Here is a 24,500-nt window from a genome sequence, read left to right as displayed (position 1 = left end):
GGGTCAGGCGGGACGCGGCCGGATGACCGGGCGCTTCCCGCCTTTCTGCACCGGGATCGGCGCCGTGGAGGCGATCTCGACGACGTCGGCGGCCTCTTCGGAGACCTCCAGCCGCAGGGCCTGCGTGAGCGCGAGGCCGTGCCGGGTCGTCAGGATCAGGCGCTGGTAGGTCTCATCGCCCTCGAGGTCGATGACCACGCTGGGACGGCGGCGGCGGATCAGCGCGAAGTCGGTCGTCGCGGCGGCCTTCCAGGTGCCGGCGGCGAGCACGCCCGGGATGTGGGTGCCCGGACCGGGAACCCCGCGCAGCCAGGTCCAGGCGTCGCCGGTGAGCTGCACCTTGACGATCGTGTCGCGCTCGATCCGCAGGTTCTCCCGATGGAACGTGGCGGCCCGCTCGATCGGCGACAGCACGACCTCGAGCTGCGTCTGATCGAGGAGCAACGTCACCATGCGTCCAGTCTGCCAGCGCTCAGCCCGGAGTTCCCTGCGTATCGCGCTCGTGTCTCAACTCGGTGAAAGCGCAGGAACGCATGCCATGCGGGCCACAGAGGTGCGTTTCGCGCTCCGCGGACCGGATGCCCGAGACTCAGGGGGTCGCGGATGCCGCCGCGGCGGCTGCGGCGGGGAGGGCGCGCTCGATCCGCAGGAGGTCGTCCTCGGTGTGCGCGGCGGTGAGGAACCAGGCCTCGAACACGCTGGGCGGAAGCGCCACGCCCGCCTCGCGCATCGCGTGGAAGAACGGCGCGTACCGGAACGACTCCTGCGCCTGGGCCTGCGCGTAGTCGCGAGGCGTCTCGGGGGCGAAGACCACGCCGAACAGGTTTCCGGCCCGGGGCACCGCGTGCACCACGCCGGCGTCGGTCAGTGCGCGGTCGAGGGCGCCCGCCACGCGCGCCGCCGCTGCGTCGACCACCGCGTAGACGTCCGGGGTGGCGAGGCGCAGGGTCGCGAGTCCCGCCGCGACGGAGAGCGGATTCCCCGAGAGCGTCCCCGCCTGATACACCGGGCCGAGCGGGGCCAGCAGGTCCATGACCTCCGCCCGCCCGCCGAGTGCGGCGAGAGGCATGCCCCCGCCGACCACCTTGCCGAACGTGATGATGTCGGGCAGATACTCCTCGCCCGCCGCCTGCTGGAGACCCCAGAAGCCCGCCGGGTGCACTCGGAAACCGGTGAGCACCTCGTCGAGGATCGTCAGCGCGCCGTGGGCGTGGGCGGTCTCGGCGATCAGCCGGTTGAAGCCCGGCAGCGGAGGGACGACGCCCATGTTCGCCGAGGAGGCCTCCACGATGACGGCCGCGATCCGCTCCCCGTGCTCCGCGAAGACCGCGGCGAGGGCGTCCGGGTCGTTGTAGTCGATCACGAGGGTCTGCGCCGCGATCGGGGCCGGCACGCCGGCCGAGCCGGGGAGTGCGAGGGTGGCGACGCCCGACCCCGCCGCCGCGAGCAGCCCGTCGGAGTGCCCGTGATAGTGCCCGGCGAACTTCACCAGCAGGTCACGGCCCGTCGCGCCGCGTGCGAGACGGATCGCGGTCATGGTCGCCTCGGTGCCGGTCGACACCAGGCGCACGCGCTCCACGGGGCGGGTCTCTCCGTGGCGCACACGATCCGCGATGAGCGCGGCAAGCTCGACCTCGCCCTCGGTCGGGGCGCCGAAGGACAGGCCGCGGGTCGCGGCATCCTGCACGGCGGTGACGACCTGCGGATGCGCATGCCCGAGCAGCGCCGGCCCCCATGAGGCGACGAGGTCGACGTACTCTCCCCCGGCCGCATCGGTCACCCGCGCGCCGCGGGCGGATGCGAGGAAGCGCGGCGTGCCCCCGACGGACCCGTAAGCGCGCACCGGGGAGTTCACCCCTCCGGGGATCACCGCGCGGGCAGCGTCGAACAGGGCATCGTTCCGGTCGGTCATACTCCCAGGCTACGGCCCCCGCCTATGCGGCTCCTGGCGCTTCCGGGCGGCGCTTCCGACCCGGTCCATCCCGTCTATTCGTCACAAAGTCCCGGTATCCAGGGCGAATTCCGGGACTTTGTGACGAATAGACGCGGGACGCGGACGCGGAGGGGCCAGGCTGGGTCCATGGAGCACGGCGGAGTGTTGCCCATGGATGCCCCCGACCCGGGAATCGCGTCCGAAGCCCGGCTGCGATCTGTCATGTTCCCGGTCTTTCAACTGCGACCGCAGGCATCGGTCACCCGCATGCCGATCGCCGGATTCGCTGAGAGCACCGGGGCCTCGGGCACAGAAGAGCTGTCGGTGCAGTTCAGCTACACCCTCTGGCGCTACCCGGATGACCACTCCGACCCGCGGAACGAGGTCGAACTGGATGAGCGGACGCGCCGAGCCATCGAGGAGGAGCCCCCGTGGGGTCGCCCGGCCTGGTTGGCCGAACAGGCTCGGCTGTTCCGATATCCGATGCTGTGGGAAGCCGTCCGCACCGCGTGGCACGCGTCACCCGACCATGAGCGGCATTCGCTCGCGCAGCAGCTCGTGGACCACACCGACCACGTCCTGAGCAACAGCTTTCGCGAGCAACTCGGCCTCCCGGCGGGTCCGGCGACGAGCGACGAGTGGAAAGCGAGGGGGACCGCCGTATCGGGATCCGCCATCATCGTCGACGGCGAGGAGCGTACTGCCGTGCACATCGACACCGACCCCTTCGTCTATGCGGTGGGATTCCGGGTGGACGCGCACGTCGTGTGCACAGCCGTGCTTCCGCGGGACAGCTTGCCTTATCTGGACCTGAGCCTCACGACATGGGGCAGGCCCTAGCCTCCACCCGGGCTGCCTCCCGTTCCGCCCCAGCTCATCCCTCCCACACCGGACCGTCTATTCGTCACAAAGTCCCGGAATTCAGCTCGCATTCCGGGACTTTGTGACGAATAGACGGCGCAGGCAGACGGCGCGCCGGGGCACAGGAGGCCCAGATCCCGGACGCAGGACGGTGGCACCCGGGCTCCGGACGCGAGGCGCCGGATCTGGCCCGTCTAGAGCCAGCGGGCGACGTCGGTCGCCCAGTACGTGAGCACCGCGTCGGCGCCGGCGCGGCGGATCGACAGGAGGGATTCGAGCACGGCACCGCGGCGATCGATCCAGCCGTTCGCGGCGGCGGCCTCGATCATCGCGTACTCCCCGGACACCTGATACGCCCACACGGGCACGCTCACGGCGTCGCGCACCTCGCGCACGACGTCGAGGAACGCCATCGCGGGCTTGACCATCACGATGTCGGCGCCCTCGGCCTCGTCCGCCAGCGCCTCCCGCACGCCCTCTCGACGGTTGCCCGGATCGAGCTGGTAGGTGCGGCGGTCGCCCTGCAGCTGCGAATCCACGGCCTCCCGGAAGGGGCCGTAGAACGCGCTCGCGTACTTGGCCGCGTAGGCCAGGAGGATCGTGTCGGCGAACCCTTCGGCGTCGAGGGCGTGCCGGAGGTGCGCGACCTGGCCGTCCATCATCCCGGAGAGCCCGAGCAGCCGCGATCCGGCGCGCGCCTGCGCCAGCGCCATGGCCGCGTAACGCTCGAGCGTCGCGTCGTTGTCGACCGAGCCGTCGGAGGCGAGCACGCCGCAGTGCCCGTGGTCGGTGAACTCGTCGAGGCACAGGTCGGTCTGCACGACCAGCGCATCGCCGACCTCCGCGGCGAGCGCCTCGGTCGCGACGTTGAGGATGCCGCGGGGATCGTCGGCCCCGGAGCCGCGGGCATCACGCACCGCGGGCACGCCGAAGAGCATGACGCCTCCGACCCCGACCTCCGCGGCCTCGACGGCGGCGGCGCGCAGCGAGTCGAGGGAATGCTGCACCACGCCGGGCATCGAACCGATCGGTGCGGCGGCGCTCAGCCCCTCGCGGACGAACATCGGCAGGACGAGCTGTCTCGCCTCCAGCGAGGTCTCGCGCACGAGGGAGCGCACCGGCGCCGACTGCCTCAGACGGCGCAGGCGGACGTCCGGGAATCCGCCGCTCACGGCGCGAACTCGTCGGCGGCGTGCGGAAGGGTGAAGTGCGAGACGACCTCGATCAGCGCGTCGACCGTCTGCTTGTCGGCGACGGCCCAGATCGGCAGGCCCGCCTTGCGTGCGTCTTCGGCGGTACGCGGCCCGATCGCGGCGAGCAGGGTCGTGTCGGGGATCTCCGGGAACTGCTCGCGCACCTGTCGGGCGACCGAGCCGCTGGTGATGAGGATCGCGTTGATGCGACCGTTGAGCACGTCGCGATGGATCCGCTCGGTCACCGGGACGCCGACCGTGCGATAGGCGACGACGCTGTCGACCTTGTGCCCCGCCTGAGCGAGCAGGTCGGTGAGCACCGGCTTCGCGATCTCGCTGCGGAGCGTGAGGATGCGGCGCGGCTCGGGCTCGAGAGCGATCATCTGCTCCGCCATGCCCGCCGCCGAGTTGTCCGTCTCGGGAACGAGCGCGACCTCGTAGCCGACCGCCAGCAGTGCGGCGGCCGTGGTCTCGCCGACGGCGGCGATCTTCGTGCCGCGCGGGATCTCCACCCGCTGCGCGAAGAGCACGTCGACGGTCGTCGCGCTCGTGATCGTCACCCAGTCGTACTCGCCCGCGGTCAGGCGCGCGAAAGCCGCATCGAGCGTCTCCTGGTCGGTGGTCGGCGCGAAGTTGATGAGCGGGGCGACCACGGGCACGGCGCCCTGCGTGCGCAGGCTCGCCGCGACGCCGTCACCCCAGGGACCGCCGCGCGGCACGAGGACGCGCCAGCCGGCCAGCGGCTTGCCAGGCCCGGCCGGAACCGGCCCGGTCTCGGTGGATTCGGAAGCAGTCATTGAGCATCACTCTCGCGGAAGGAGGTCGGCCGCCCCCTGTTCGAGCAGCCGATGCGCCACAGACATGCCAAATGCGCGCATCGCGTGCATCGGGTCTGCACCATCGGCAGCATCCGCCCCATTGCCACTGCCGTTCCGTCGAATATACCCCCCGTTCAGGGATTCCGTGACGTCGAGCCCGATCCGGCGCCCCCCGTCCGGCGCGTAGACGACGGCACGGACGCGGAGTTCGCCGCCGCTCAGCACCGCGTGCGCCGCCATCGGCGCCTGGCATCCGGCGTCCAGACCGGCCAGGATCGCACGCTCGACGGTCACCGCGATCCGGGTGGCGTCGTCATCGAGTGCGGCGAGGCTCTCGCGCAGCGCGGCGGGTGCATCCGTCCTCACCTCCACGGCCAGGGCCCCCTGCCCCGGGGCGGTCGGCCACTCGGTGAGCCCGAGCTCCTCGCGACGCAGCGGGTTGTCCGCGCCGAGCCGCGAGAGGCCCGCGGCGGCGAGGATCACGGCGTCGAGCTGGCCCGAGGCGACGCGTTCCAGGCGGGAGTCGACGTTGCCGCGGATGTCGACCACCTCGGCGTGCGGGGCGCGGATGCGCACCTGCGCCACGCGCCGCGGGGCTCCGGTGCCGACTGTCGCACCACGGTGCAGGAGATGCAGCGGGGTGCCGCTGCGGGTGATGGCCACGTCGCGGGCATCCACGCGGGGCGGGGTCGCCGCGATGACGATGCCCTCCACCTCGGCGGTGGGGAGATCCTTCAGGGAGTGGACCAGGATGTCGCACTCCCCCGCGGCGAGCGCCTCGCGCAGGCGGTTGGCGAAGACCCCCTGGCCGCCGATCTCGGAGAGGGACGCGCGGTTCGTGTCGCCCTCCGATACGATCGGCACGAGCTCGACCGGACGTCCGGAGATCTTCTCCAGCGCCGCGGCGACATGACCGGACTGCGCCTGCGCGAGCGCGCTGCGGCGGGTTCCGAGACGGATCGCAGTGCTCATGCGATCACTGCAGGACGTCGGGGATCTCGTCGATCCGCAGACGGCGCCCCGTGTAGAACGGCACCTCGAGGCGCACGTGGCGACGGGCGTCCGTGTACCGCAGGTCGCGCATGAGGTCGACGAGCTCGATCACGTCATCGGCCTCCAGCGGAAGCAGCCACTCATAGTCGCCGAGGGCGAAGGAGGCGACCGTGTTCGCGATGACGCCGGTGTGCGCGGCGCCCTTGCGGCCGTGCTCGGCCAGCATCCGTCCACGGTCCTCATCGGGCAGCAGATACCACTCGTGGCTGCGCACGAACGGGTAGAGGCAGAGCCACTGCTTGGGCTCGACGCCGCGGAGGAAGCCGGGGACGTGCTGGCGGTTGAACTCCGCGTCGCGGTGCACGCCCATCGCGTTCCAGACCGGGATCAGCGGGCGCAGCAGGTCGGTACGGCGCAGCCGGCGCAGGGCGAGCTGCAGTTCCTCGGCGGTGTCGCCGTGCAGCCAGACCATGAGGTCGGCGTCGGCGCGGAGACCGCTGACGTCGTAGAAGCCCCGGACGGTGACGCCGGAGTCCTCGATGTGGCCGACGATCGCCTCGACCTCGGTCGCGTCGGCATCGGGCGTCGTGGCATCGGGATTGCGCCGCCACACGGCCCAGAGTGTGAAACCGGACGGGCTGACTTCGCTCTCTTCAGGCATGCTCCCAGTCTGCCCCTTCCCTCGGGAGAGGGCGAACCGGGAGTCGCCGGATCAGCGCGAGACCGCGCGGGCGATCACCCAGACGGCGCCGCCGACCGCCGCGGCGATGCCCACGACCGCGAGCACGGCTCCGGCGGGGTTGCGGCGGGCGAACGCCCTGGCGCGCACGAGGCCCCGCTGCGAGGCCTGCTCCACCCGGCGCGGCACGTTCGCCTTCTGCTCGATGGCCGCCAGGGCCGCCTTGAGCTCGGCGCGCGCCGAGGCGACCGGATCGTCGATGCCGGCGGGCACGGCGGTGCGCGGGACCGGCCCGTAGGGCGCCTTCCGCACGGGGTCCTGCGCCCGCTGGGCGGGCCGGCCGGGCTGCTCAGAACTCGTCATCGTGCGCCTCCCGACGTACGTCTTCGGCCCGGCGGGCCTCGTCTCCGCGTCCGCGCAGGATCCGGAGGTCCTCCTCCACGGCCTGTGCGGGGTTGTCCCGCTTGATCACCTTGCGGAACCGCAGCACCCCGAGCAGCACGAACAGCGCCACCGCGAGGATCAGCAGGCCGAGAACGGCCAGCGCCGACAGCCACACGGGCCACCAGGACGACAGCCCGGCGATCGCGAACACCAGCACGACTGGCACCGCCCAGAACAGGAAGAAGAGCGCGATGAGGAACCAGCCGGCGCTGATGCCCGCGTCCTTCGACGTCTTCGCCACCCAGGCCTTCGCCGCGTCGATCTCGGCCTTGACCAGGTTGGAGACGAGGTCGGGCAGGTCTCCCAGCAGTGTCAGCAGGCTGTCGTCCGCGCGATCCCGATATCCGCGCGCCATGTCACTCGCCGTTCTTCGCGGCGGGCTTCTTCGCCGCCGGCTTCTTCGCTGCGGGCTTCTTGGCGGCGGGCTTCTTGGCGGCCGGCTTCTTCTCGACGGCGTCCTCGACCGCATCGGCGACGTCCTCGGCCGCCTCCTTCGCGGTGTCGATCGTCGCGTCGAGGCGCTGGCCCGGCGTGCCGGATCCGGACGCCGCCTTGATCGCCTTGACCACGCCGTTCCAGGCCGCCTGCGGCACGGCCGCCGCGGTGGACTTGGCGAAGTCCTGCACCTTCGCGACCTGCTGCTGCACCGGGTCGAGGTGCCAGACCTTCAGCCACTGGGTCTTGATCTGCTCATAGCGCTCACGCCCGGCTCTCGTGCCGAGGACGTACCCCACGCCGAGTCCTACGACGAGTCCGATCTTCCCCTTCATGGGGCCTCCTCACGGTCGTTTCGGCCCAGTCGCCTGCCGCTCGTGCGCGACGACCGGTTACCAGCGTAACCCTGTATGCCGTTTTCGGCATCTACGTTCATCCGGCGGCCACCCGCGGAGCACGTGCTCAGCCGAACAGCAGCGCGCGACGCAGGCGATCGGTCTCCGCGATCGCATCGGGCACGACCTGGGCGAGGCCCGTGCCGGCCAGCCACGCCCCGACGGCCACGAGGCCCGGCACAGTCCGCACGGCGGCGCGCGCCCGCAGCCGCCGCTCCCGCGCGCCGATCATCGACGCGGGCTGCGACTGCACGAATCGCGCGCGGTGCGCCCCCCTCAACTGCTCCGCGCGCAGGCTCGCGCCCAGCATCGAGGAGGCCTCGGAGAGGGCGAGCGCGGCAGCCTCCTCATCGCCCAGCCCCGCCGTCGCGGCAGGCTCCCCCTGGCTGCCGAACGACACCCGCACCACCTGGCGACCGGCGGCGTCCTCGCGCAGCCATCCCCATTTCGCGGTGGAGTGTGTGAGCGCCTTGGCGGTGCGGCTCCCCGGCACCGTCAGCACACCGGACCCGCGCGGCGCCACGGCGAGCTCGGGGGCGTCGAGCACGAGGGTGACGATCTCGATCTCCGGAGCGGCCGCCGGCTCGCCGGCATCCGGGGCGAGCTCGCCCAGCAGCGTCCGCGCGGCCGGCTCGGAGGTCGCGAGCACGATGCCGGTGGCGGGGACCTCCTCGGCGACGGGCTCGCCCGTCTCCGGATCCGCGGACGAGACCGTCACGGTCCACCCGTCCGCCTCGCGCCGCAGGCCGACGACCTCGCAGCCGGTGCGGAGGCCGGCGCCGAGCGCCTCGAGCTCACCGCGCAGCGCGTCGACGAGCACGCCCATCCCGCCGCGCAGCCCTGCGACCGCCGCGCCGGGGGGCCTGCCCGCGCGCTCGGCGCGCTCCTCCCGCTCGGCGAGCAGTGTCGCCACGGCGCCCGACAGCGATCCGGCGCTGGTGAGGGCGGCGCCGAGCCCCGGCGCCGCCGCCTCGACGTCCACGTCGTCCGGATGCGCCGAGTACACGCCCGCGGTGACCGGCGCGACCAGACGATCGCGCACCTTGGCGCCCATCCGGGTGCTGACCAGTTTTCCGAGGCTCTGCGTGTGACCGATCGTCATCGGGGGGCGCAGCCGGTCGAGGTAGGCGCGCCACACGCCGCCCCAGCCGATGATGCGGCGCACGTCCTCCGCGAAGGGGTTCTGCGGGATGCCGAGGATGCCGCCCGTGGGCAACGGGGCCGCCCCGACGCCCGGGATGCCGTCCAGCCAGGCACCGTCGCCCTCGGGGACGACGATCCGATCGGCGAGACCGAGGTCGGCGATGAGCCGGCGGACGTGGCCACCGCGCGTCGCGAAGCTCTCCGCCCCGGCGTCCACCACGAGGCCGTCGATCTCGGCGCGCCGGATCGCGCCGCCGAGCACGTCCGCGGCCTCGAGCACGGTCACCGGCATGCCCACCTTCGCGCACTCGCGCGCGGCGATCAGCCCGCCGATGCCTCCGCCGATCACGACGACGTGCTGCTCGGCTGCGCGGGCGGCGAGCTCGGGGATCTGTTCTTCGGTCATGCGCGCTCTCCGATGCGGGGGCTCGGCGACGACCCGGTCAGTCCTGCTCGCCGTGGGCGAGGGCGACGATGCGGGTCAACTGGTCGGGGTCGGTCTCCGGCGGCACGCCGTGGCCGAGGTTGAGGATGTGGCCGCGCGCGCCGCGTCCGCGATCGATCACGTCGCGCACATGCGCCGCGAGCACCTCCCAGGGCGCCTGCAGCAGCGCGGGGTCGATGTTCCCCTGCACCGCGACGTCGGGGCCGAGGAGACCCACGGCCTCGTCGAGGGGCATCCGCCAGTCCACGCCCACCGCGTCGGCGACCCCGTCGAGCCGCATGTCGGGGAGGAACGGCCCGGTGCCGACGCCGAAGTGGATCGCGGGGAGCCCGATGCCGTCCAGAGCCGCCCGGGAGTGCGGAGCGACGAAGGCGCGATAGTCGGCGGGCGACAGCGACCCCGCCCAGGAGTCGAAGAGCTGCACGACGGATGCCCCCGCGTCGCGCTGGATCTCGAGGAAGCGGCGCGACACGCGCGCCAACCACCCGGCGAGGCGGTTCCAAGCCTCCGGGTCGGCGTGCATCATCGCGCGAGCGCGCAGGTGCTCCTTCGACGGGCCGCCCTCCACGAGATAGGCGGCGAGCGTGAAGGGGGCCCCGGCGAAGCCGATGAGCGGGGTCTCCCCGAGCTCGGCGACGGTCAGGCGCACGGCCGCGGCGATCGCCTCACCGTCGAGGGAGGCGGGGTCGATCGCGGTGAGCCGGTCGACGTCGGCCGCCGTGCGCACCGGATCGGCGAACACGGGCCCGCGGCCCGGCTCGATCTCGACCTCGACGCCGGCCAGCCGCAGCGGGATGACGATGTCGCTGAAGAACACCGCCGCGTCGACGCCGTGACGGCGCACCGGCTGCAGCGTGATCTCGGCGGCGAGCTCTGGAGTGAGGCAGGCGTCCAGCATCCGGGTGCCGACCCGCAGCTCGCGGTACTCGGGGAGCGAGCGGCCTGCCTGCCTCATGAACCAGACGGGGGTCTTCTCCGGGGTCTCCCCGGCGAGCGCGCGCAGCAGGTCAGTCATGCCGCCATGATCCCACCCCCGCCTATGCGCCCCCTATGCACGGGGCGCGAGCGCACCCAGGAAGCCCATAAGCCGCGCTCGGTACACTCTCAGGGTGCTGCTCTGCGTCACGGCGAGTCACAAGACCGCTTCCTTCGAACTGCTCGAACGCCTCAGCCGCACCCCCGAAACCGTCGCCCCCGCGCTGATCGGCGCAGGAGCCCAGGGCGCCGTCGTTCTCGCGACGTGCAACCGCTTCGAGGCGTACGTCGAGACCGACGACGCCGGGATCGGCGCGGAGGAGGTGCGGGATGCGGTCGCGCAGGCCCTCGGCATCCCCGAGGCCGAACTCGACGGCTCTTCCCGCACGCTCACGGGTCGGCGCGTTCCGGAGCACCTCTTCTCCGTGGCATCCGGTCTCGAGTCGGTGGTCTCCGGAGAGGGCGAGATCGCCGGGCAGGTGCGCCGCGCGCTGACCGACGCCCGCAAGGACGGCACGACCTCGCCCGAGCTGGAACGCCTGTTCCAGCGTGCGAGCCAGGCGCAGCGCCGTGTGAAGAACGACACCGCGCTCTCGCGGGCGGGACGGTCGCTCGTGCGTCTCGCCCTCGAACTCGCGGACAGCCGCATCGCCGACTGGTCGGCGGAGCGCGTGCTGCTCGTCGGCACCGGGGCCTACGCCGCGGTGACCCTCGCCACGCTGCGCGAGCGCGGCGCCGTCGACATCACTGTGCACTCCCCGTCGGGACGTGCCGCGGCCTTCGCCAAGAAGCACGGCATCCGCGCTGCCGAGGACTACCCCGCCGCGGCGCGCTCGGCCACCCTGCTCATCACCTGCACCTCGGCGACCGAGCCCGTGCTCGGCCCCGTGCACCTGCACCGCCCGGTCGCCGCGACCGCCTCGGGATGCCCGATGGGCGCCGCCGCCCCGGGGCAGCTCGTCATCGACCTGGGGATGCCCCGCAACGTCGACCCCGCCGTGGCGCAACTCGACGGCGTGGCCCTGCTCGACCTGGAGACGATCCGCCTGCACGCCCCGCTCGAGGAGCTGCAGGCCACCGACGCCGCACGGTCGATCGTGCGCGCCGCGGCCGAGAGCTTCAACGAAGTGGGCGACCGTCAGGGCGTCACACCGGCCGTCGTCGCTCTGCGCTCGCACATCTTCGCGCTGCTCGAGGCCGAGATCGACCGGGCCCGCCGCCGCGGAGACGACGATGGACGGGTCGAGCAGGCGATGCGCCACCTCGCCGGCGTCCTGCTGCACACGCCGACGACGCGCGCACACGAGCTCGCCGCCGACGGGCGTGCGGACGAGTTCGTCGCGGCGCTGGCGACCCTCTACGGCCTCTCCCCCGAGCCGCCCTCCGCGTCCTCCGCCTCCGCCTGACTCCTCCCGCCCGGACCCCGTCCCCGCTGCTCCAGCTCGTGCGGAGATCGGAAACGCATCCCATAGGCCCTCGGGAGCTGCCTTTTCGCGCACCCAACGGTTCGGCGCGTTCGCCGACCGTGAGACCATGGGCCTGCGGGGAGGCGCGATGACCCAGGAGCTGTACTCGGACGCGAGGCTGTACGACCTGCTGTTTCCGGCGAGCAAGGCCGCCGTCGACTTCTACCGCGCCGAAGCCGACGGCAGGGGCGGACGCGTGCTCGAACTCGGATGCGGCACGGGGCACAAGCTGATCCCGATCGCGGCCGATGGGCACCGGAGCGTCGGCCTCGACCTGTCGCCGGACATGCTGGCCGAGGCGCACCGGAAGGCCGAGGAGCGCGGCGTGTCCGTCGAGTGGCGGCACGGCGACATGCGCGACTTCGACCTGGACGGCGAGTTCGACCTCATCTTCATCGCGGCCAACGCACTGCTGCATCTGCACGAGGCCGACGACATCGTGCAGTGCTTCCGCGCCGTCAGGCGGCACCTCGCGCCTGGCGGGCGGTTCGCGTTCGATGTCTTCGCCCCGAACGTCCGGATCCTCGCCGACGCCGACGGGGCACGACGACCGCGCACCTCTTTCACCGATCCGGACCGCGGCGACGTCCGCGTCGACGTCGCCGACGCCTACGACGCCGCCGCGCAGGTGACCCGCGGAACGTGGTGGTTCTCCACGGACTCCGAGCCCGACTTCCAGAAGGTGTCGCTCGAGGTGCGGAGCATCTTCCCCCGGGAGCTGCCCGTGCTCCTGGGACACGGCGGCCTCCGGCTGGTCGAGCGCTTCGGCGGCTGGGATCGCACCCCCTTCACCGCGGACTCGTCGATACAGCTCTGCATCTGCGAGTCGGACGCCTGAGCTCCAGGCCCGCGCCATGACCGCATCTGACGAACGACGGCAGGTCGTGTCTCGCCTCTGGGATGAGATGCAGCAGGTACGCCCGGACGCGCGTGCGCTGATCGCCCTCGACGGTTTCGACGGTGCAGGCAAGTCGCATCTGTCCGACGAGATCGCGGAGCACGCTCGGACCACGCTCGGTCGGCCTCTCGTCCAGGTCAGCATCGACGGCTTCCACCACCCCAGGCACATCCGCCGTGAATCCGGCCCCGGCCCGGAGGGGTTCTACCGCGGCTCCTACCGGTATCCGGAGTTCCGACGCTGTGTCGTCGGACCGCTGCGACGCGGCGCTCCGATCACGCCGGCGATCTGGGACGTCGCCCGGGACGAGCCGGTCAGCATAGATCCTGTGACGGTGCCTCCCTGCGGAATCGTGCTCGTCGACGGGATCTTCCTGCACCGCCCCGAGCTCATCGACGTCTGGGACGCGAGCGTCTGGCTCGAGGTGCCCTTCGCCGTCAGCGTGCCGCGTGGGAACGCACGCTTCGCAGGTCGGCATGACTCGGACCCCGAAGCCGCGTCGAATCACCGCTACGTGCACGGACAGCGGCTGTATCTGCAGGAGGCGGATCCCCGATCGCACGCCGACTGGGTCATCGACAACACGGAACTGGCACGACCACACCTGCAGACCGGGCCCCGGTCCGGCGCGTCCTCTTGAGTCGGGACCGGGCGCTTCTCGTCCCGCTGCGCCGATGTCACACTGGAAGACATGGCCCTTCACATCACCGGAGACACCGCCGCCGACGAACTGCTCACCGACAACCCCCTGGCACTGCTGGTGGGGATGCTGCTCGACCAGCAGGTGCCCATGGAGACCGCGTTCGCCGGACCCCTGAAGATCGCGCAGCGCACCGGCGCGACGGATGCCGCGGCGATCGCCTCGATGGATCCGGAGGCCTTCCTCGAGGCGTTCCGGCAGACCCCCGCGGTGCACCGCTTCCCCGGGTCGATGGCGACCCGGGTGCAGACCCTCTGCCGCACGCTGGTCGACGACTGGGACGGCGACGCGGCGGCGCTGTGGACCCAGGGCGCCCCCGACGGAGCGGAAGTGCTCCGCCGGCTCAAGACCCTGCCGGGCTTCGGCGAGCAGAAGGCGAAGATCTTCCTCGCACTCCTCGGCAAGCAGTACGGCTTCACCGGCGCAGGATGGCGGGAGGCCTCGGCCCCCTACGGCGAGAACGGCTCGTTCCGCAGCGTCGCCGACATCGTCTCGCCCGACTCCCTCGCGAAGGTGCGCGAGCACAAGAAGGCGATGAAGGCCGCCGCCAAGGCCGGCACGTGAAGCCCACCGGAGCGGACGTCGCGGGCCTCATCGCCCGCGCGACCCCCGCGGTGCGCCGGAGGGATGCGGAGACGCTGACCGCGCTCATGCAGGAGGTCTCCGGGCTCGAGCCGGCGACCTGGGGCACGATCATCGGCTTCGGCGCCTGCCACTACCGCTACCCCACGGGCACCGAGGGCGACACCCCGGCGCTCGCCTTCGCCCCGCGCAAGGGCGCCTCGACGATCTATCTGCTGGACGGCGTCGACCGCCATGCCGACGACCTCGCGGCGCTGGGTCCCCACACCACCGGCGTCGGTTGCCTCTACCTCAAGGATCTCGAAGAGGTCGACCAGGAGGCGCTGCGCCGTATCCTCACCCGCTCCCTCGCCTGGATCGACGCCGGCGGAAGCGCGGAGATCACGGTCACCCGCTGAGCGCCGGGCGTCCGATCGCGCGATCGAGCTCCTCGAACGCGCCGAAGGACAGCGCGCTGCCCCCGTTCCATGCGCGCTCGGCCATCGCACGCAGCGGCGAGCGGATGCCTGCCGCGACCTCCTGCGGGGTCTGCCCCTCCGGGTCGTCCGACCAGATCGCGAACGAGCAGCCGCGCAACCGCGGCGGATAGGGTCGGAGGATCTCCTGCCTGACGCCGCCGGGCAGCACAGGGAAGAGACCGGGATGCCAGTCGACCGCCCAGATGCGCTCCGCCGTGGGGTAGCGGTACCCGGCCTTCTCGCCGAGCACGTAGTAGAACAGCCCGTCGTTCACGTTGACCAGGGGGTTTCCCGCGGCGAGCGCGTCGGAGAGCGGGCGCATCCCGGCGTTCCAGTTGGTCCACCAGGTGAGCACCACATCGGGATCGAGCCGCACCGCCCCGCTTCGCAGCATCCCGTCGTTCCACACCCGAGGCTCGAACCCGAGCCCGCGCACATGCGCCGCGATCTCGTCGACGAACGCGGTCAGCAGATCGAAGCCCGTGCCGTCCGGCCCGAAGCGACGGTGCGCCGCCTCGGTGAGCGCGGGGTAGTCGTCCATCCGGGCGAAGTCGACGAACTCGTCGCCGCCGAGGTGCCAGCCGCGGCACCCCGCGAAGACCGGGGCGATGTCGTCGATGAGACGACGCGCGAAGTCGACGGCCTCGGGACGGGTGATGTCGAGGGCGTGATCGGTCCCGACGATCGCCGCATCCGGGGCGTCGATCCCCGCGGGCAGCCGCAGGTCGGGATGCGCCGCGAGCACCCGGCGGAGGTGCCCCGGCATGTCGAGCGAGGGCACCACGGCGATGTGCAGATCCTCCGCCTCGGCGAGGATGTGCGCCGCCTCGGCACGGGTGATGTGCGCGGAGGACACCACCTCGGGGAACGCCTCGGAGGCGAGCCGGAATCCCTCGTTCTCGGAGAAGTGCCACTGGAAGGTGTTGATCCCGACGTCCGCGGCGGCGCGGAGCAGCTCCACGATCCAGTCGGCCGGGTAGTGCTTCCGCCCCGCGTCGAGATGGAGGCCGCGTTCACCGACGACCGGCTCGCCCGCCACCCGGCCGTGCGGGACGAACCCCTGCGCCCGGAGGTTGTGGAGCAGCTGCCGGGTCGCGCGGAAGGCGCCGGTCGCCGTGGAGGCCTCGACGACGACGTCCGCGCCGACCTCGATCGTGAAGCCTTCCGGCGCGAGGCGCGGATCGATCCGGAGCGACACCCGCGATTCCCTGCCGCCATCGATGCCGAGTGCGGACACCTCCGCCCGCAACCGCTCCGCCTCGCGGGCCAGCACCGGATCCGCGGCCTCGACCGTCACCCCGTCCGGGCGCCAGCGCCCCTCCTCGAGAACGCGCTCCGCCGGCTGCGGCAGTGCGAGCCAGCGCGCGGACCCGTCGCCTTCCCGGACATCCCCCGTCACCGAGATCACCCCTTGACGCTACCCTCTTCGACGCCCTTGAAGAACTGCTTCTGGAGCACCGCGAACAGCAGGATGATCGGCACCAGCGCGATCATGGTCCCGGCCGCGATCACCCGCGGGTTCGCGGCGAAGTTCGAACTGAGGTACTGCATGCCGACCGTGAGGGTGTACTTCGCCGGGTCGGACAGCACGACCAGCGGCCAGAGGAAGTCGTCCCAGGCCCCGATGAAGGCGAACAGGGCGACGACCGAGACCATGCCCCGCACGTTCGGCCAGACGATGTGCCGAAGGCGCTGCATGGTGTTCGCCCCGTCGATCGTCGCCGCGTCGAGGGTGTCCGACGGGATCATCCGGCAGGCGGCGGCCATGAGCAGCACGTTGATCGCCGCGATCGCCCCCGGCAGGAACACGCCCCAGAGGGTGTTGGCGAGGCCGAGGGACTTGACCGTGAGGTACTGGCTGGTCAGCGTGACCTCACCCGGCAGCAGCAGCGTGGAGAAGAAGATCGCCATCACGATGCCCTTGCCGCGGAACTTCAGGCATCCGAGCGCGTATCCGCCCAGCGTGGCGAAGACCATGTTGGTGAGCACGGTGCCCACGCCGACGAGCAGGGAGTGCCAGGCGTAGTCGAGCACCGGGATGGTGCGGAACACCTCGGCGTAGTTGTCGATCGTCGGCGCCTGCGGGAGCAGCGCCGGCGGGAATCCGTAGATGTCCTCGGCCGCGCCCTTGAACGAGGTGGACAGCTGCCAGAGGAACGGGAACACCATGATCGCGAGGATCACGACGAGCAGCGCGTACTTGCCGACGAGCCCGGCGAGGGACGGCTTCATGATGTCGGCCGATCCGTTGGTGCGGTAGGCGCGCTCCTTGTTGCGCGGAGCGGACGCCGTCGCCCGCGTCGTCGCGGTCATGCGGCCGACCTCCCCGAACGCTGCGCCGCACGGACCGCGCGGCGGGCGCGGCGGTTGCCCAGCGCCTCGCGGATCATGTCCCCGTTGTTCGCGATGCCGACCACGGCGAGCGGGAGAAGGGTGAGCAGGAAGAGCACGAGGGAGATCGCCGAGGCGTATCCGACCTGGCCGTTCAGCCCCTTGCCCATCGACTGGATCAGCATGACCATGCTCATCGCCCGCCCGCCCGGGCCGCCCGAGCCGTTCGAGAGCACGTAGAGCTCGGTGAAGACGCGCATCGCGGCGACGCACACCAGCACCGACACCAGCATCATCGGGCCGCGCACGCCGGGCACGGTGACCGACCAGAAGCGGCGCCAGGCGCCGGCGCCGTCCATCGCAGCCGCCTCGTGCAGCTCACGGCCCACGTTCCCGAGGGCGGCGAGGTAGACGACCATGTAGTAGCCGAGCCCCTTCCACACCGTGAGCCCGATCGCGCAGCCGATCAGCAGCCAGCGGTCGGAGAGGAACTCCACCGGGCGGTCGGCGAAGCCGAAGAACTGCAGCGCCTGGTTGATCGTCCCGCTCCCGGAGAAGAGGAACTCCCACACGATCGCCACCACCACGGCGGAGGCGATCACGGGGAAGTAGAACGTGGTGCGGAAGAACCCGATCGCCGGGATCTTCCGGTGCACGAGCAGTGCGAGCAGCAGCGGCAGGAAGGTGAGCAGCGGCACGCACACGACCACGTAGACGAGCGAGGTCGTCAACGCGTAGACGAAGCGGTCGTCGCTGAACAGCCGCGCGAAGTTCTCCAGCCCGACGAACTCGACGGGGCGAAGGGGGCGGGCGTCCGTGAACGCGAGCACGATCGTGTTCAGGAACGGCCACAGCGCGAACACGAACACCCAGATCACGCCGGGCAGCACGAGCAGGTACGGCGTGTACCAGCGCTGTCTTCTCATGTCGCTCTCCCCTTCGCCGCGCCGCGTCCGCTTACTTCACGACGTTCTGCTCGGCGTACTGCACGGCCTTGTCGAGGGCGTCCTTCGCGGAGATGTCGCCCTTGACCGCGAGCGCGATCTGCTGCTTCGCGTAGGTCTCCATCGCCTCGGTGAACTGCGGGGCGCCCATCATCCGCGCCTTGTCCATCTGCGCGGCGGCGAGCTCGTTCGCCTTCTTCTGCGTCTCGATCTCCGTGCTCGCGGCGAAGGCGGCCGGATCGGAGTTGGCGGCCTTGGTGCCGGGGAAGAACCCTGCGGCGAGCTTCACGAAGGCGATCTGGTTCTCGGTGTTCGTCACGAACTCCGCGAAGGCGAGCGCGGCGGCGGGGTTCTTCGCCTTCGCCGAGACGCTGATGCCCTGCACGAACAGCGGCGGGTTGCCGAATCCACTGCTCACCTGCACCTTGGGCAGCAGGTTCGGCGCGTTGACGGCGAGATCCTTGTCGATGTAGTTCGGACCCGCCGTCGCCCAGGCGACCGTGCCCTTGTTGAAGTTGTTGATGTTCGCGTTCGCGGTGCCCGCGTTCTGCAGGGCCTCGGGGGTGATCGCGCCCGCCTTGTACAGCTCGGCGTAGCGCTCGACGATCTTCACAGCCTCGGGCGTGTTGAAGACGAACTTCCCGTCCTTGTACACGTCGAGGGTGCCACCCTGGTCGGAGACCATGATCTGCAGCGACTTGGGGCTGGGGACGTCGGAGATCGTCTGGACGCCCTTGCCCGCGAGGGTCTCCGCGAGGTCGAGGGTCTCGTCGATCGTCTTCGGCGGCGCGGTCGCACCGCCCTTCGCGAGCAGGTCCGAGTTCCAGTAGTTCAGCTCGGTGCCGAGGTACCAGGGGAAGCCGAACGAGCCGTCGATCCCGTCATAGGTGTAGGCCGCGACACCGCCATCGACGTAGTCGCCGAGCACCTTGGAACTCTTCTTCAGGTCCTGCAGCTGACCGGCGTCTGCCAGGGCGTAGGCGTACTCGGGGGGCAGGTTGATGACGTCGGGCAGCTCACCGGACTCGGCCTGCTGCAGCACCTTGTCCTCGTATCCGTCGGAGGGCTGGTCGACCCACTTCACGGTCACGCCGGGGTGCTCCTTCTCGAACGCCTTCACGACGCCTTCGAAGTAGGGCGTGAACTTGTCGTTCTTCAGCGACCAGGTCTGGAACGTGACCTCTCCGCTGATGTCCCCGTTGCCCGTGCCGCCGTCGGGCGCTCCGCCGCCGCCGGTGCACGCCGTCAGGGCGAGGGCCGTCGTCGCGGCGACCCCCAGCGCGAGAATCGATCGGATCTTCATGGACGTTCTCCTTCGAATGAGCCCTGGTGCGTCCCCGAAGGTTCGCATCCATTACTAAAGCGATATAGTGACCATAGCATTACACACGGACGCCACGTCGTCCAGCACCACCCGTCCCCGCTGAGAGAGGCTCGCGATGCCCGCGACTATCACGCCTGGCGCGCCGCTGCGCTTCGGCGCGAACTACACCCCTGCGACGGATTGGATGCACTCCTGGCTGTCGCTGGATCTCGACGACGTGCGCCGCGACTTCGCGGGCCTCGCCGAGCTGGGCCTCGACCACGTGCGGGTCTTCCCGCTCTGGACCGTGCTGCAGCCCAACCGCACGCTCATCCGCGACCGGGCCGTCGACGACGTGCGGGCGGTCGTCGACGTCGCCGCCGAGTTCGGCCTCGACGCCAGTGTCGACGTCATCCAGGGGCACCTCTCGAGCTTCGACTTCATCCCGAGCTGGCTCTTCACCTGGCACGACAAGAACATGTTCACGCACCCCGAGGCGCTGAGCGGGCAGGTGGCGCTGATCGAGCGGCTGGGCGCGGCGCTCGGCGACGCCGGGAACTTCCTCGGCTTCACCACCGGCAACGAGACCAACCAGTTCTCCGCCGCCGTGCACCCCTCGCCGTGGCCCGTGACCACCGCCGAGGCGTCGAACTGGATCACGACCCTGCTCGACGCCGCCGACCGCAGCGCCCCGGCGCAGCCCCATGTCCACAGCGAGTACGACGTGGCCTGGTACCTCGACGGGCACGGCTTCACCCCCGCGCTCGCCGCCCGCCTCGGCGCGATGACCACGGTGCACTCCTGGATCTTCAACGGCACCGCGCAGCGCTACGGCGGCCGCTCGACGGCCTCCGACCGCCACGCGGAGTACATGATCGAGCTCTCCCGCGCGTTCGCCGTCGACCCGCAGCGGATGACCTGGTTGCAGGAGGTCGGCGCGCCGTCGAACTGTCTCGAGCCTGCCGAGATGCCCGACTTCCTCGAGGCGACCGTGCGTCACGCGGCGCGCACCGAGAACCTCTGGGGGATCACCTGGTGGTGCTCGCACGACGTCAGCCGCGCGCTCGCCGACTTCCCCGAGCTGGAGTACTCCCTGGGTCTCATCGACCAGGAGGCGACGGCGAAGCCGATCGGCCGACGCTTCGCCGAGATCATCCCCGAGCTGCGGGCGCGCCGCGAGGCGCCGAAGCGTCCCCTCGGGATCGTCATCGAGGTCGACGAGGACGACACCCCGGTCAGCCGCGGCGCCCTGGCGCCGGGCGGCCCGGTCTTCGAGGCCTGGCTCGCCGCGTGCGCCGACGGCATGGACGCGACCTTCGTCACCTCGCAGGCCGCGGCGGATCCGGCCGCCCTGTCCGCACGCGGCATCAGCGAGCTCGTGCGCCCCGACCTGTCCGCGGCGCGGTCCTACCTGTCGCAGAACACCGTCGTCGGCTAGGACCACGGCGGCGCCTCCGGGCGGAGCGAACGAGAGGTGGCCGGGATCTGACCCCGACCACCTCTCCGTCCGTCCTACTCCCCACCCGTTGCGACGTTCCGTCGCTTCCGTCCGGACAACCCGGCGAGGGTCGCTCCTGCTCCTGCCAGCAGCACACCGCCGACCGCGAACGCCCACGGCGCGACCCCGCCGGTGGTGGCGAGATCACCTCCGGCGCCCCCTCCCGAGGGGTCGGACGTCGACGTGGGAGTCGGGGTCGGAGTCGGGGTCGGGGTCACGCCGCCCCGAGTGACCGTCAGGTCATAGGCGACCGGCGTCATCGTCGGGTCCCCGGCGGAGTGCACGGTGAGCACGCGCGGGCCGGTGCCGTGGAAGACCACGTCCCCTCCGGACACCTCATCGGCGGCGTTGTCGCTGGTCACCACGACCTCTGCGCCCTCCAGACGAGTCGTCGTGCCGTCGGTCGCGACCGCGGTCGCGGCGACGGCGAGCCTCTGCCCCTCCGGGACCTCCGCGGCGAATCCGTCCACGGGGCGGAGCACCGCGGCCGTCGACACGGAGTACTTCGCGTCCCCGTCGGAGAACGCCGCTTCCCCGTAGAACCGCAGATAGGGATCGAGCGTCGGATAGGAGGTGATCGATCGCGGCGAGTTCCACACGGTCTGCGCGTGGATGCGCAGCCGGGGGAACAGGCTCTTCGACACCAGCTGCTCCGGCGGCCATCCCATCGCATCGTCCCAGATCGGGAAGAGCTGGCCGAGGCTCTGCGCCTTCTGCGCATCGGTCGTCAGCGGGCGGGTGGCCGGAATGCTCCCGAACGACGCAGTGGGATACACCCAGGGGTTGCCGTAGTAGTCGAGCATGGTCTGCAGCGGCGGGCCGTTGATCGTCTCCTTCTTGTACTGCCCGCTCGACAGCGGGGGCCAGATGTCGTGGTACAGGTCGGAGGACGATCCCACGATCGGGTAGTCGGCGTCGGCGAACTGATCGGCATAGCTGCTCGATCCCAGGTTCGCCCAGTAGACGATCGAGATGTCCTTGTCGAGCGGCACCCGGGTGCGCAGGTTCATCTCGTCGTTCCAGAGCATGGTCTTGCGCCCGTCCGCCTTGAGCCCGGCGTTCATGAGGTTCGCGAAGTGGGTCAGGCCTTCGAGGAAGCCGGAGTCGGGGTATCCCTCCGCCGCCATCCACGCCGTGACCGCGGGCGTGATGGTCTGGCGATCGGTCACTTCGTCAGCGCCGATGTGCACGTACTCGGAGTCGAACGTCTCACCCGTCTCGCGGATGAATCGTTCAAGCACGTCGCGCACGTCAGCCCGTGTGAAGTCCCAGACCTTGCCGGTGAAGTACTCCGGGTAGACGCGACGATCCATGTCGGAGTGCTCGGGCACGTCGACCTCGGGGATCACCTGAACGTGGTACTTCTTCGCGATCTTGACGAACTCGGCCACCTGCGCCTTGGTCCACGACCCGCCGTCCGGACTGCGGTCGACGAGCCGGGGAAGGACGTCGCTCTCGACGCGGAGCCCCTCGTTGTCCTTCACGCGCACAGCGAGCGTGTTCATCTTGAGGTAGGACAGCTCGCGCACCTGGGTCTCGAACCACTCGAGGCTGTAGTAGCGCCGAGCGGAGTCGACCTGCAGTCCGCGGAGCTCCTGATCGGTCCAGTCGATGACCTCGCCCGTCGGCACCGATCCGCCCTGGAGCCCCTGGAGGAGCGTCATCGCCCCGTAGAGCGCACCGGCCTCGCCCCCGCCGGTGACCCTGGCGCCGTGATCGGTGATCGCAAGGGAGTACGCCTGGTCGGAGAGCTCCCTGGCCTTGGCGGGAGCCGCGGAGAGGTCAGGCGAGCCGAGCGTGAAGAACACCCCGTCGGCGGGGACGTCGGAGACCTTACCGAACGCGACCTTCAGCCCGGGCGCGACACCCTTCTCGACGAACTGCGCTGCGGCGAGCTGCACCTCGTCGCCGATCTCGGCCCTGTGGGCCTCGTCCACGACGAACCGCGTGACGCCCCGGGGCTTCCACTCCCCTGCGCCCGAGGGACGGAACTGCTGCACCTCCGGCACGGTCACGGGGAACTTCTCCTGCGCGGATGGCCGCTCCGTCCATGCGGCCTCGGGCGTCCATGCCGCCGCACGGGGCCCGATCTCGGTGAGCGAGAACTCGTCACACCAACCGGGGCCGGTCATGTCCGTGAGGATGCAGAAGCCGTTCAACTCGGTCGTACGGGGGCCGGTGACGATCGACGACGTCTTCTTCTCCCACTGTGTCCCGCCCCCGGCCGAGTCGACGCCGGCGTACATCGAGAGCTCGCCTCCCGCAGTGCTTCCGGTGTAGTAGCCCTTCGATTCGAGGTCGAAGACGCCCCACCGGATGCCCTTGCCCTTGATCCACACGGAGAACTCGTACTCGGTGTCGGGCTTGACGTTCGTGATCTGCTGGTTCACGGATCCGCGGCTGGTGCCTGCACCACGAGTGGGGAGGTTTCCGCCGACCGGAACCGGGGAGTCGCCCTCGTAGTCGAGCCCGATGCGCACGGAGTGCTTCGACCCGTTGGCGCCGCCCTGCACGATCTCCGCATGGGCATGCTGGGTCTGCGCCGCCCAGGTTCCGCTCTCGAAACCGGGATCGGTGATGACGGGGCCGTCCGCTGCCGTCGCCGCCGATGGCAGCTGCAGGGGCAGCCCTATCGAAATGGCGACGCCGAAGGCCACCAGCGTGGCGGCGAGGCGCCGGGATCTTGCTCGTCGCATCTTTCTCTCCTGATCGTGGCCGCGATGCCGCTGAGAGGCTGCACGGCGATGTGCGGATACTAAAGCGTTTCAGTTCGGAGCATAGTGGGAACGAGTTTCCTCGTCAATCACTGAGCTGTGCGGGCCTTCACCGCAATAAATCGCTACAGCGACGAGCTTCCGGGAAGGCCTGCGATGCCCGCGACGATCACGTCTCGAGTCGGTGCGCCTCGGCCCCTCTGCGGCGCAGCTCGTCCATCGCTGAACGCGCCGGCTCCGACGAGGACTCAGGCACCGGGTCGCGCGGTGCTCTCACGCACGGTGAGCACCGGACGGGGCCCCGCCCGGTCGGGAAGCACCTCCGGGGCATCCACCTGGTCGAGCAGGAACTCGGCGGCGCGCTCGCCCAGTCCGAACGTGTCGCGCGTGAGGCAGGTGATCGAGGGGTGCACCAGATCGGCCACGATCGAGTCGTCGAACGAGGCGAGCGACAGCTCCGCGGGCACGGCCACGCCCATCTCCTGGGCGACGCGGAGGCCCGCGATGGTCATCACGTCGTTGTCGAAGACGATGGCGGTCGGCCGCTCGGCGCGGCTGAGGAGCGTGCGCAATGCGGCGGACGCCTGCGCCGGGGAGAAGTCGGTCACCACGGTCTCGCCGACGACCCCGCGGGAGGCCAACCCCGCCAGCACCTCGCTGCGGATGCGGGTGTGCTGGAACTCCCCGGGACCGGACACGTAGACGATCCGGCGATGGCCGAGACCGGCCAGATAGTCGAACAGCGTATGCGCGGCGTCGGCGTCGTCGAGCCAGATGGATGCCGGATCGTCGTCCGCCGACTCCTGGCTGCCGATCACGACGGCCGACAGCGGCAGCTCCCTCAGCGCCTCGAAGCGGGGGTCTTCGTCGCGGGGGTCGAGCACGATCACGCCGTCGACCTGGTTCGCACTGCGCCAGCGACGGTAGGTCGCGATCTCCTCCTCGATGGTGGGGACCACCACGAGCTGCAGGCCGATGCGACGAGCGGCGAGCGACGACTGCGCGCCGGCGATGAGGTCGGTGAAGAACGCCTCGGTGCCCAGCGTGCGTGCGGGACGGTTCACCGCGAAGCCGACGACGCCCGCGCGCGAGCCGACGAGAGCACGCGCGGCCGAGCTCGGCTGCCACTGGTGCCGATCGGCGATCTCGAGGATGCGCTGCCGGGTCTGATCGCTCACGCCGGGCCTGCCGTTGAGCGCGAAGGACACCGCTCCGGGGGAGACCCCCGCCAGTCGCGCGATGTCCGCGATCGTGACACGCTTGGCCCGTGACATAGACTCACCGTACTAGAT

At 71.0% G+C, this 24,500-nt stretch carries 24 protein-coding genes; 7 read left to right on the top strand and 17 right to left on the bottom strand.

The window, feature by feature from the left end; translation table 11 throughout:
• Window positions 1–3: 3 nt before the first annotated feature.
• A complete protein-coding gene (locus tag ABWO84_RS04955) occupies window positions 4–453 on the bottom strand; it encodes a hypothetical protein (RefSeq protein ID WP_353113129.1) in 450 nt (149 codons plus the stop codon).
• Between the two features lie 136 nt (window positions 454–589).
• A complete protein-coding gene (gene hemL / locus ABWO84_RS04950; protein WP_353113127.1) occupies window positions 590–1,912 on the bottom strand; it encodes a glutamate-1-semialdehyde 2,1-aminomutase in 1,323 nt (440 codons plus the stop codon).
• 192 nt (window positions 1,913–2,104) lie between these two features.
• On the opposite strand from hemL, the gene ABWO84_RS04945 reads away from it, so the two are divergent.
• Complete coding sequence (locus tag ABWO84_RS04945; RefSeq protein ID WP_353113125.1) at window positions 2,105–2,773, top strand: hypothetical protein; 669 nt, start codon at window positions 2,105–2,107, stop codon at window positions 2,771–2,773.
• Window positions 2,774–2,988: 215 nt separating this feature from the next.
• Here the strand turns inward: ABWO84_RS04945 and hemB are convergent, their stop codons facing one another.
• The 9 genes from hemB to hemE form a co-directional block, all read right to left on the bottom strand.
• Window positions 2,989–3,966 carry a porphobilinogen synthase gene (gene hemB, locus ABWO84_RS04940; protein WP_353113123.1) on the bottom strand — a complete coding sequence of 326 codons (978 nt, stop codon included), beginning with the start codon at window positions 3,964–3,966 and terminating at the stop codon, window positions 2,989–2,991.
• Window positions 3,963–4,784, bottom strand: a complete 822-nt coding sequence (locus ABWO84_RS04935) for a uroporphyrinogen-III synthase (protein ID WP_353113121.1) — start codon at window positions 4,782–4,784, stop codon at window positions 3,963–3,965. The genes hemB and ABWO84_RS04935 overlap by 4 nt, the downstream gene beginning before the upstream one ends.
• Window positions 4,785–4,790: 6 nt before the next feature.
• Complete coding sequence (hemC, locus tag ABWO84_RS04930; RefSeq protein WP_353113119.1) at window positions 4,791–5,777, bottom strand: hydroxymethylbilane synthase; 987 nt, start codon at window positions 5,775–5,777, stop codon at window positions 4,791–4,793.
• A gap of 4 nt (window positions 5,778–5,781) precedes the next feature.
• Window positions 5,782–6,459: a hydrogen peroxide-dependent heme synthase gene (gene hemQ / locus ABWO84_RS04925; protein WP_353113117.1), complete on the bottom strand. Its 678-nt coding sequence runs from the start codon at window positions 6,457–6,459 to the stop codon at window positions 5,782–5,784.
• A 51-nt stretch (window positions 6,460–6,510) separates the two neighbouring features.
• Window positions 6,511–6,840: a hypothetical protein gene (locus ABWO84_RS04920; protein WP_353113115.1), complete on the bottom strand. Its 330-nt coding sequence runs from the start codon at window positions 6,838–6,840 to the stop codon at window positions 6,511–6,513.
• Window positions 6,827–7,276 (bottom strand): phage holin family protein, encoded by a 450-nt coding sequence (locus ABWO84_RS04915; protein ID WP_353113113.1) that lies wholly within the window; start codon window positions 7,274–7,276, stop codon window positions 6,827–6,829. Before ABWO84_RS04915 ends, ABWO84_RS04920 begins: the two co-directional genes overlap by 14 nt.
• A 1-nt stretch (window position 7,277) precedes the next feature.
• Complete coding sequence (locus tag ABWO84_RS04910; RefSeq protein WP_353113111.1) at window positions 7,278–7,691, bottom strand: hypothetical protein; 414 nt, start codon at window positions 7,689–7,691, stop codon at window positions 7,278–7,280.
• Window positions 7,692–7,818: 127 nt separating this feature from the next.
• Window positions 7,819–9,300 (bottom strand): protoporphyrinogen/coproporphyrinogen oxidase, encoded by a 1,482-nt coding sequence (locus tag ABWO84_RS04905; RefSeq protein ID WP_353113109.1) that lies wholly within the window; start codon window positions 9,298–9,300, stop codon window positions 7,819–7,821.
• Between the two features lie 37 nt (window positions 9,301–9,337).
• Window positions 9,338–10,354: a uroporphyrinogen decarboxylase gene (gene hemE / locus ABWO84_RS04900; protein WP_353113107.1), complete on the bottom strand. Its 1,017-nt coding sequence runs from the start codon at window positions 10,352–10,354 to the stop codon at window positions 9,338–9,340.
• A gap of 94 nt (window positions 10,355–10,448) precedes the next feature.
• Between hemE and ABWO84_RS04895 the strand changes: the two genes are divergently transcribed.
• The 5 genes from ABWO84_RS04895 (at window position 10,449) to ABWO84_RS04875 (ending at window position 14,358) form a co-directional block, all read left to right on the top strand.
• On the top strand, window positions 10,449–11,720 hold the full coding sequence (locus tag ABWO84_RS04895; protein ID WP_353113105.1) for a glutamyl-tRNA reductase: 1,272 nt from the start codon (window positions 10,449–10,451) through the stop codon (window positions 11,718–11,720).
• A 148-nt stretch (window positions 11,721–11,868) separates the two neighbouring features.
• Window positions 11,869–12,618: a class I SAM-dependent methyltransferase gene (locus tag ABWO84_RS04890; protein WP_353113103.1), complete on the top strand. Its 750-nt coding sequence runs from the start codon at window positions 11,869–11,871 to the stop codon at window positions 12,616–12,618.
• Window positions 12,619–12,634: 16 nt separating this feature from the next.
• Window positions 12,635–13,318, top strand: a complete 684-nt coding sequence (locus ABWO84_RS04885; protein ID WP_353113101.1) for a nucleoside/nucleotide kinase family protein — start codon at window positions 12,635–12,637, stop codon at window positions 13,316–13,318.
• 51 nt (window positions 13,319–13,369) lie between these two features.
• Window positions 13,370–13,942, top strand: coding sequence for an HhH-GPD-type base excision DNA repair protein (locus ABWO84_RS04880; protein WP_353113099.1), 573 nt, complete (start codon window positions 13,370–13,372; stop codon window positions 13,940–13,942).
• Entirely contained in the window at window positions 13,939–14,358 is a 420-nt protein-coding gene (locus ABWO84_RS04875; RefSeq protein WP_353113097.1) for a DUF1801 domain-containing protein, read from the top strand. The genes ABWO84_RS04880 and ABWO84_RS04875 overlap by 4 nt, the downstream gene beginning before the upstream one ends.
• On the opposite strand, the gene ABWO84_RS04870 is transcribed toward ABWO84_RS04875, so the two are convergent.
• Genes ABWO84_RS04870 through ABWO84_RS04855 form a run of 4 tightly spaced genes read right to left on the bottom strand, consistent with a single transcriptional unit; the run spans window position 14,348 to window position 18,996 of the window.
• Complete coding sequence (locus tag ABWO84_RS04870; protein ID WP_353113095.1) at window positions 14,348–15,826, bottom strand: family 20 glycosylhydrolase; 1,479 nt, start codon at window positions 15,824–15,826, stop codon at window positions 14,348–14,350. The genes ABWO84_RS04875 and ABWO84_RS04870 overlap by 11 nt on opposite strands.
• Window positions 15,823–16,731 (bottom strand): carbohydrate ABC transporter permease, encoded by a 909-nt coding sequence (locus tag ABWO84_RS04865; protein ID WP_353113093.1) that lies wholly within the window; start codon window positions 16,729–16,731, stop codon window positions 15,823–15,825. Before ABWO84_RS04865 ends, ABWO84_RS04870 begins: the two co-directional genes overlap by 4 nt.
• Complete coding sequence (locus ABWO84_RS04860; protein ID WP_353113091.1) at window positions 16,728–17,675, bottom strand: carbohydrate ABC transporter permease; 948 nt, start codon at window positions 17,673–17,675, stop codon at window positions 16,728–16,730. The genes ABWO84_RS04865 and ABWO84_RS04860 overlap by 4 nt, the downstream gene beginning before the upstream one ends.
• 31 nt (window positions 17,676–17,706) lie before the next feature.
• A complete protein-coding gene (locus ABWO84_RS04855; protein ID WP_353113089.1) occupies window positions 17,707–18,996 on the bottom strand; it encodes an extracellular solute-binding protein in 1,290 nt (429 codons plus the stop codon).
• A gap of 136 nt (window positions 18,997–19,132) precedes the next feature.
• Here ABWO84_RS04855 and ABWO84_RS04850 point away from each other — a divergent pair, with 136 nt between their 5' ends.
• On the top strand, window positions 19,133–20,434 hold the full coding sequence (locus tag ABWO84_RS04850) for a glycoside hydrolase 5 family protein (RefSeq protein ID WP_353113087.1): 1,302 nt from the start codon (window positions 19,133–19,135) through the stop codon (window positions 20,432–20,434).
• A 74-nt stretch (window positions 20,435–20,508) separates the two neighbouring features.
• Here ABWO84_RS04850 and ABWO84_RS04845 read toward each other — a convergent pair whose 3' ends face one another.
• Window positions 20,509–23,190 carry a family 20 glycosylhydrolase gene (locus tag ABWO84_RS04845; RefSeq protein WP_353113085.1) on the bottom strand — a complete coding sequence of 894 codons (2,682 nt, stop codon included), beginning with the start codon at window positions 23,188–23,190 and terminating at the stop codon, window positions 20,509–20,511.
• A 266-nt stretch (window positions 23,191–23,456) separates the two neighbouring features.
• Window positions 23,457–24,482, bottom strand: coding sequence for a LacI family DNA-binding transcriptional regulator (locus ABWO84_RS04840; protein WP_353113083.1), 1,026 nt, complete (start codon window positions 24,480–24,482; stop codon window positions 23,457–23,459).
• Between the last annotated feature and the right edge of the window lie 18 nt (window positions 24,483–24,500).

The sequence above is a fragment of the Microbacterium sp. genome (assembly GCF_040394595.1).
GTDB lineage: Bacteria > Actinomycetota > Actinomycetes > Actinomycetales > Microbacteriaceae > Microbacterium.
This window is presented reverse-complemented; position numbering and strand designations above follow the sequence as displayed.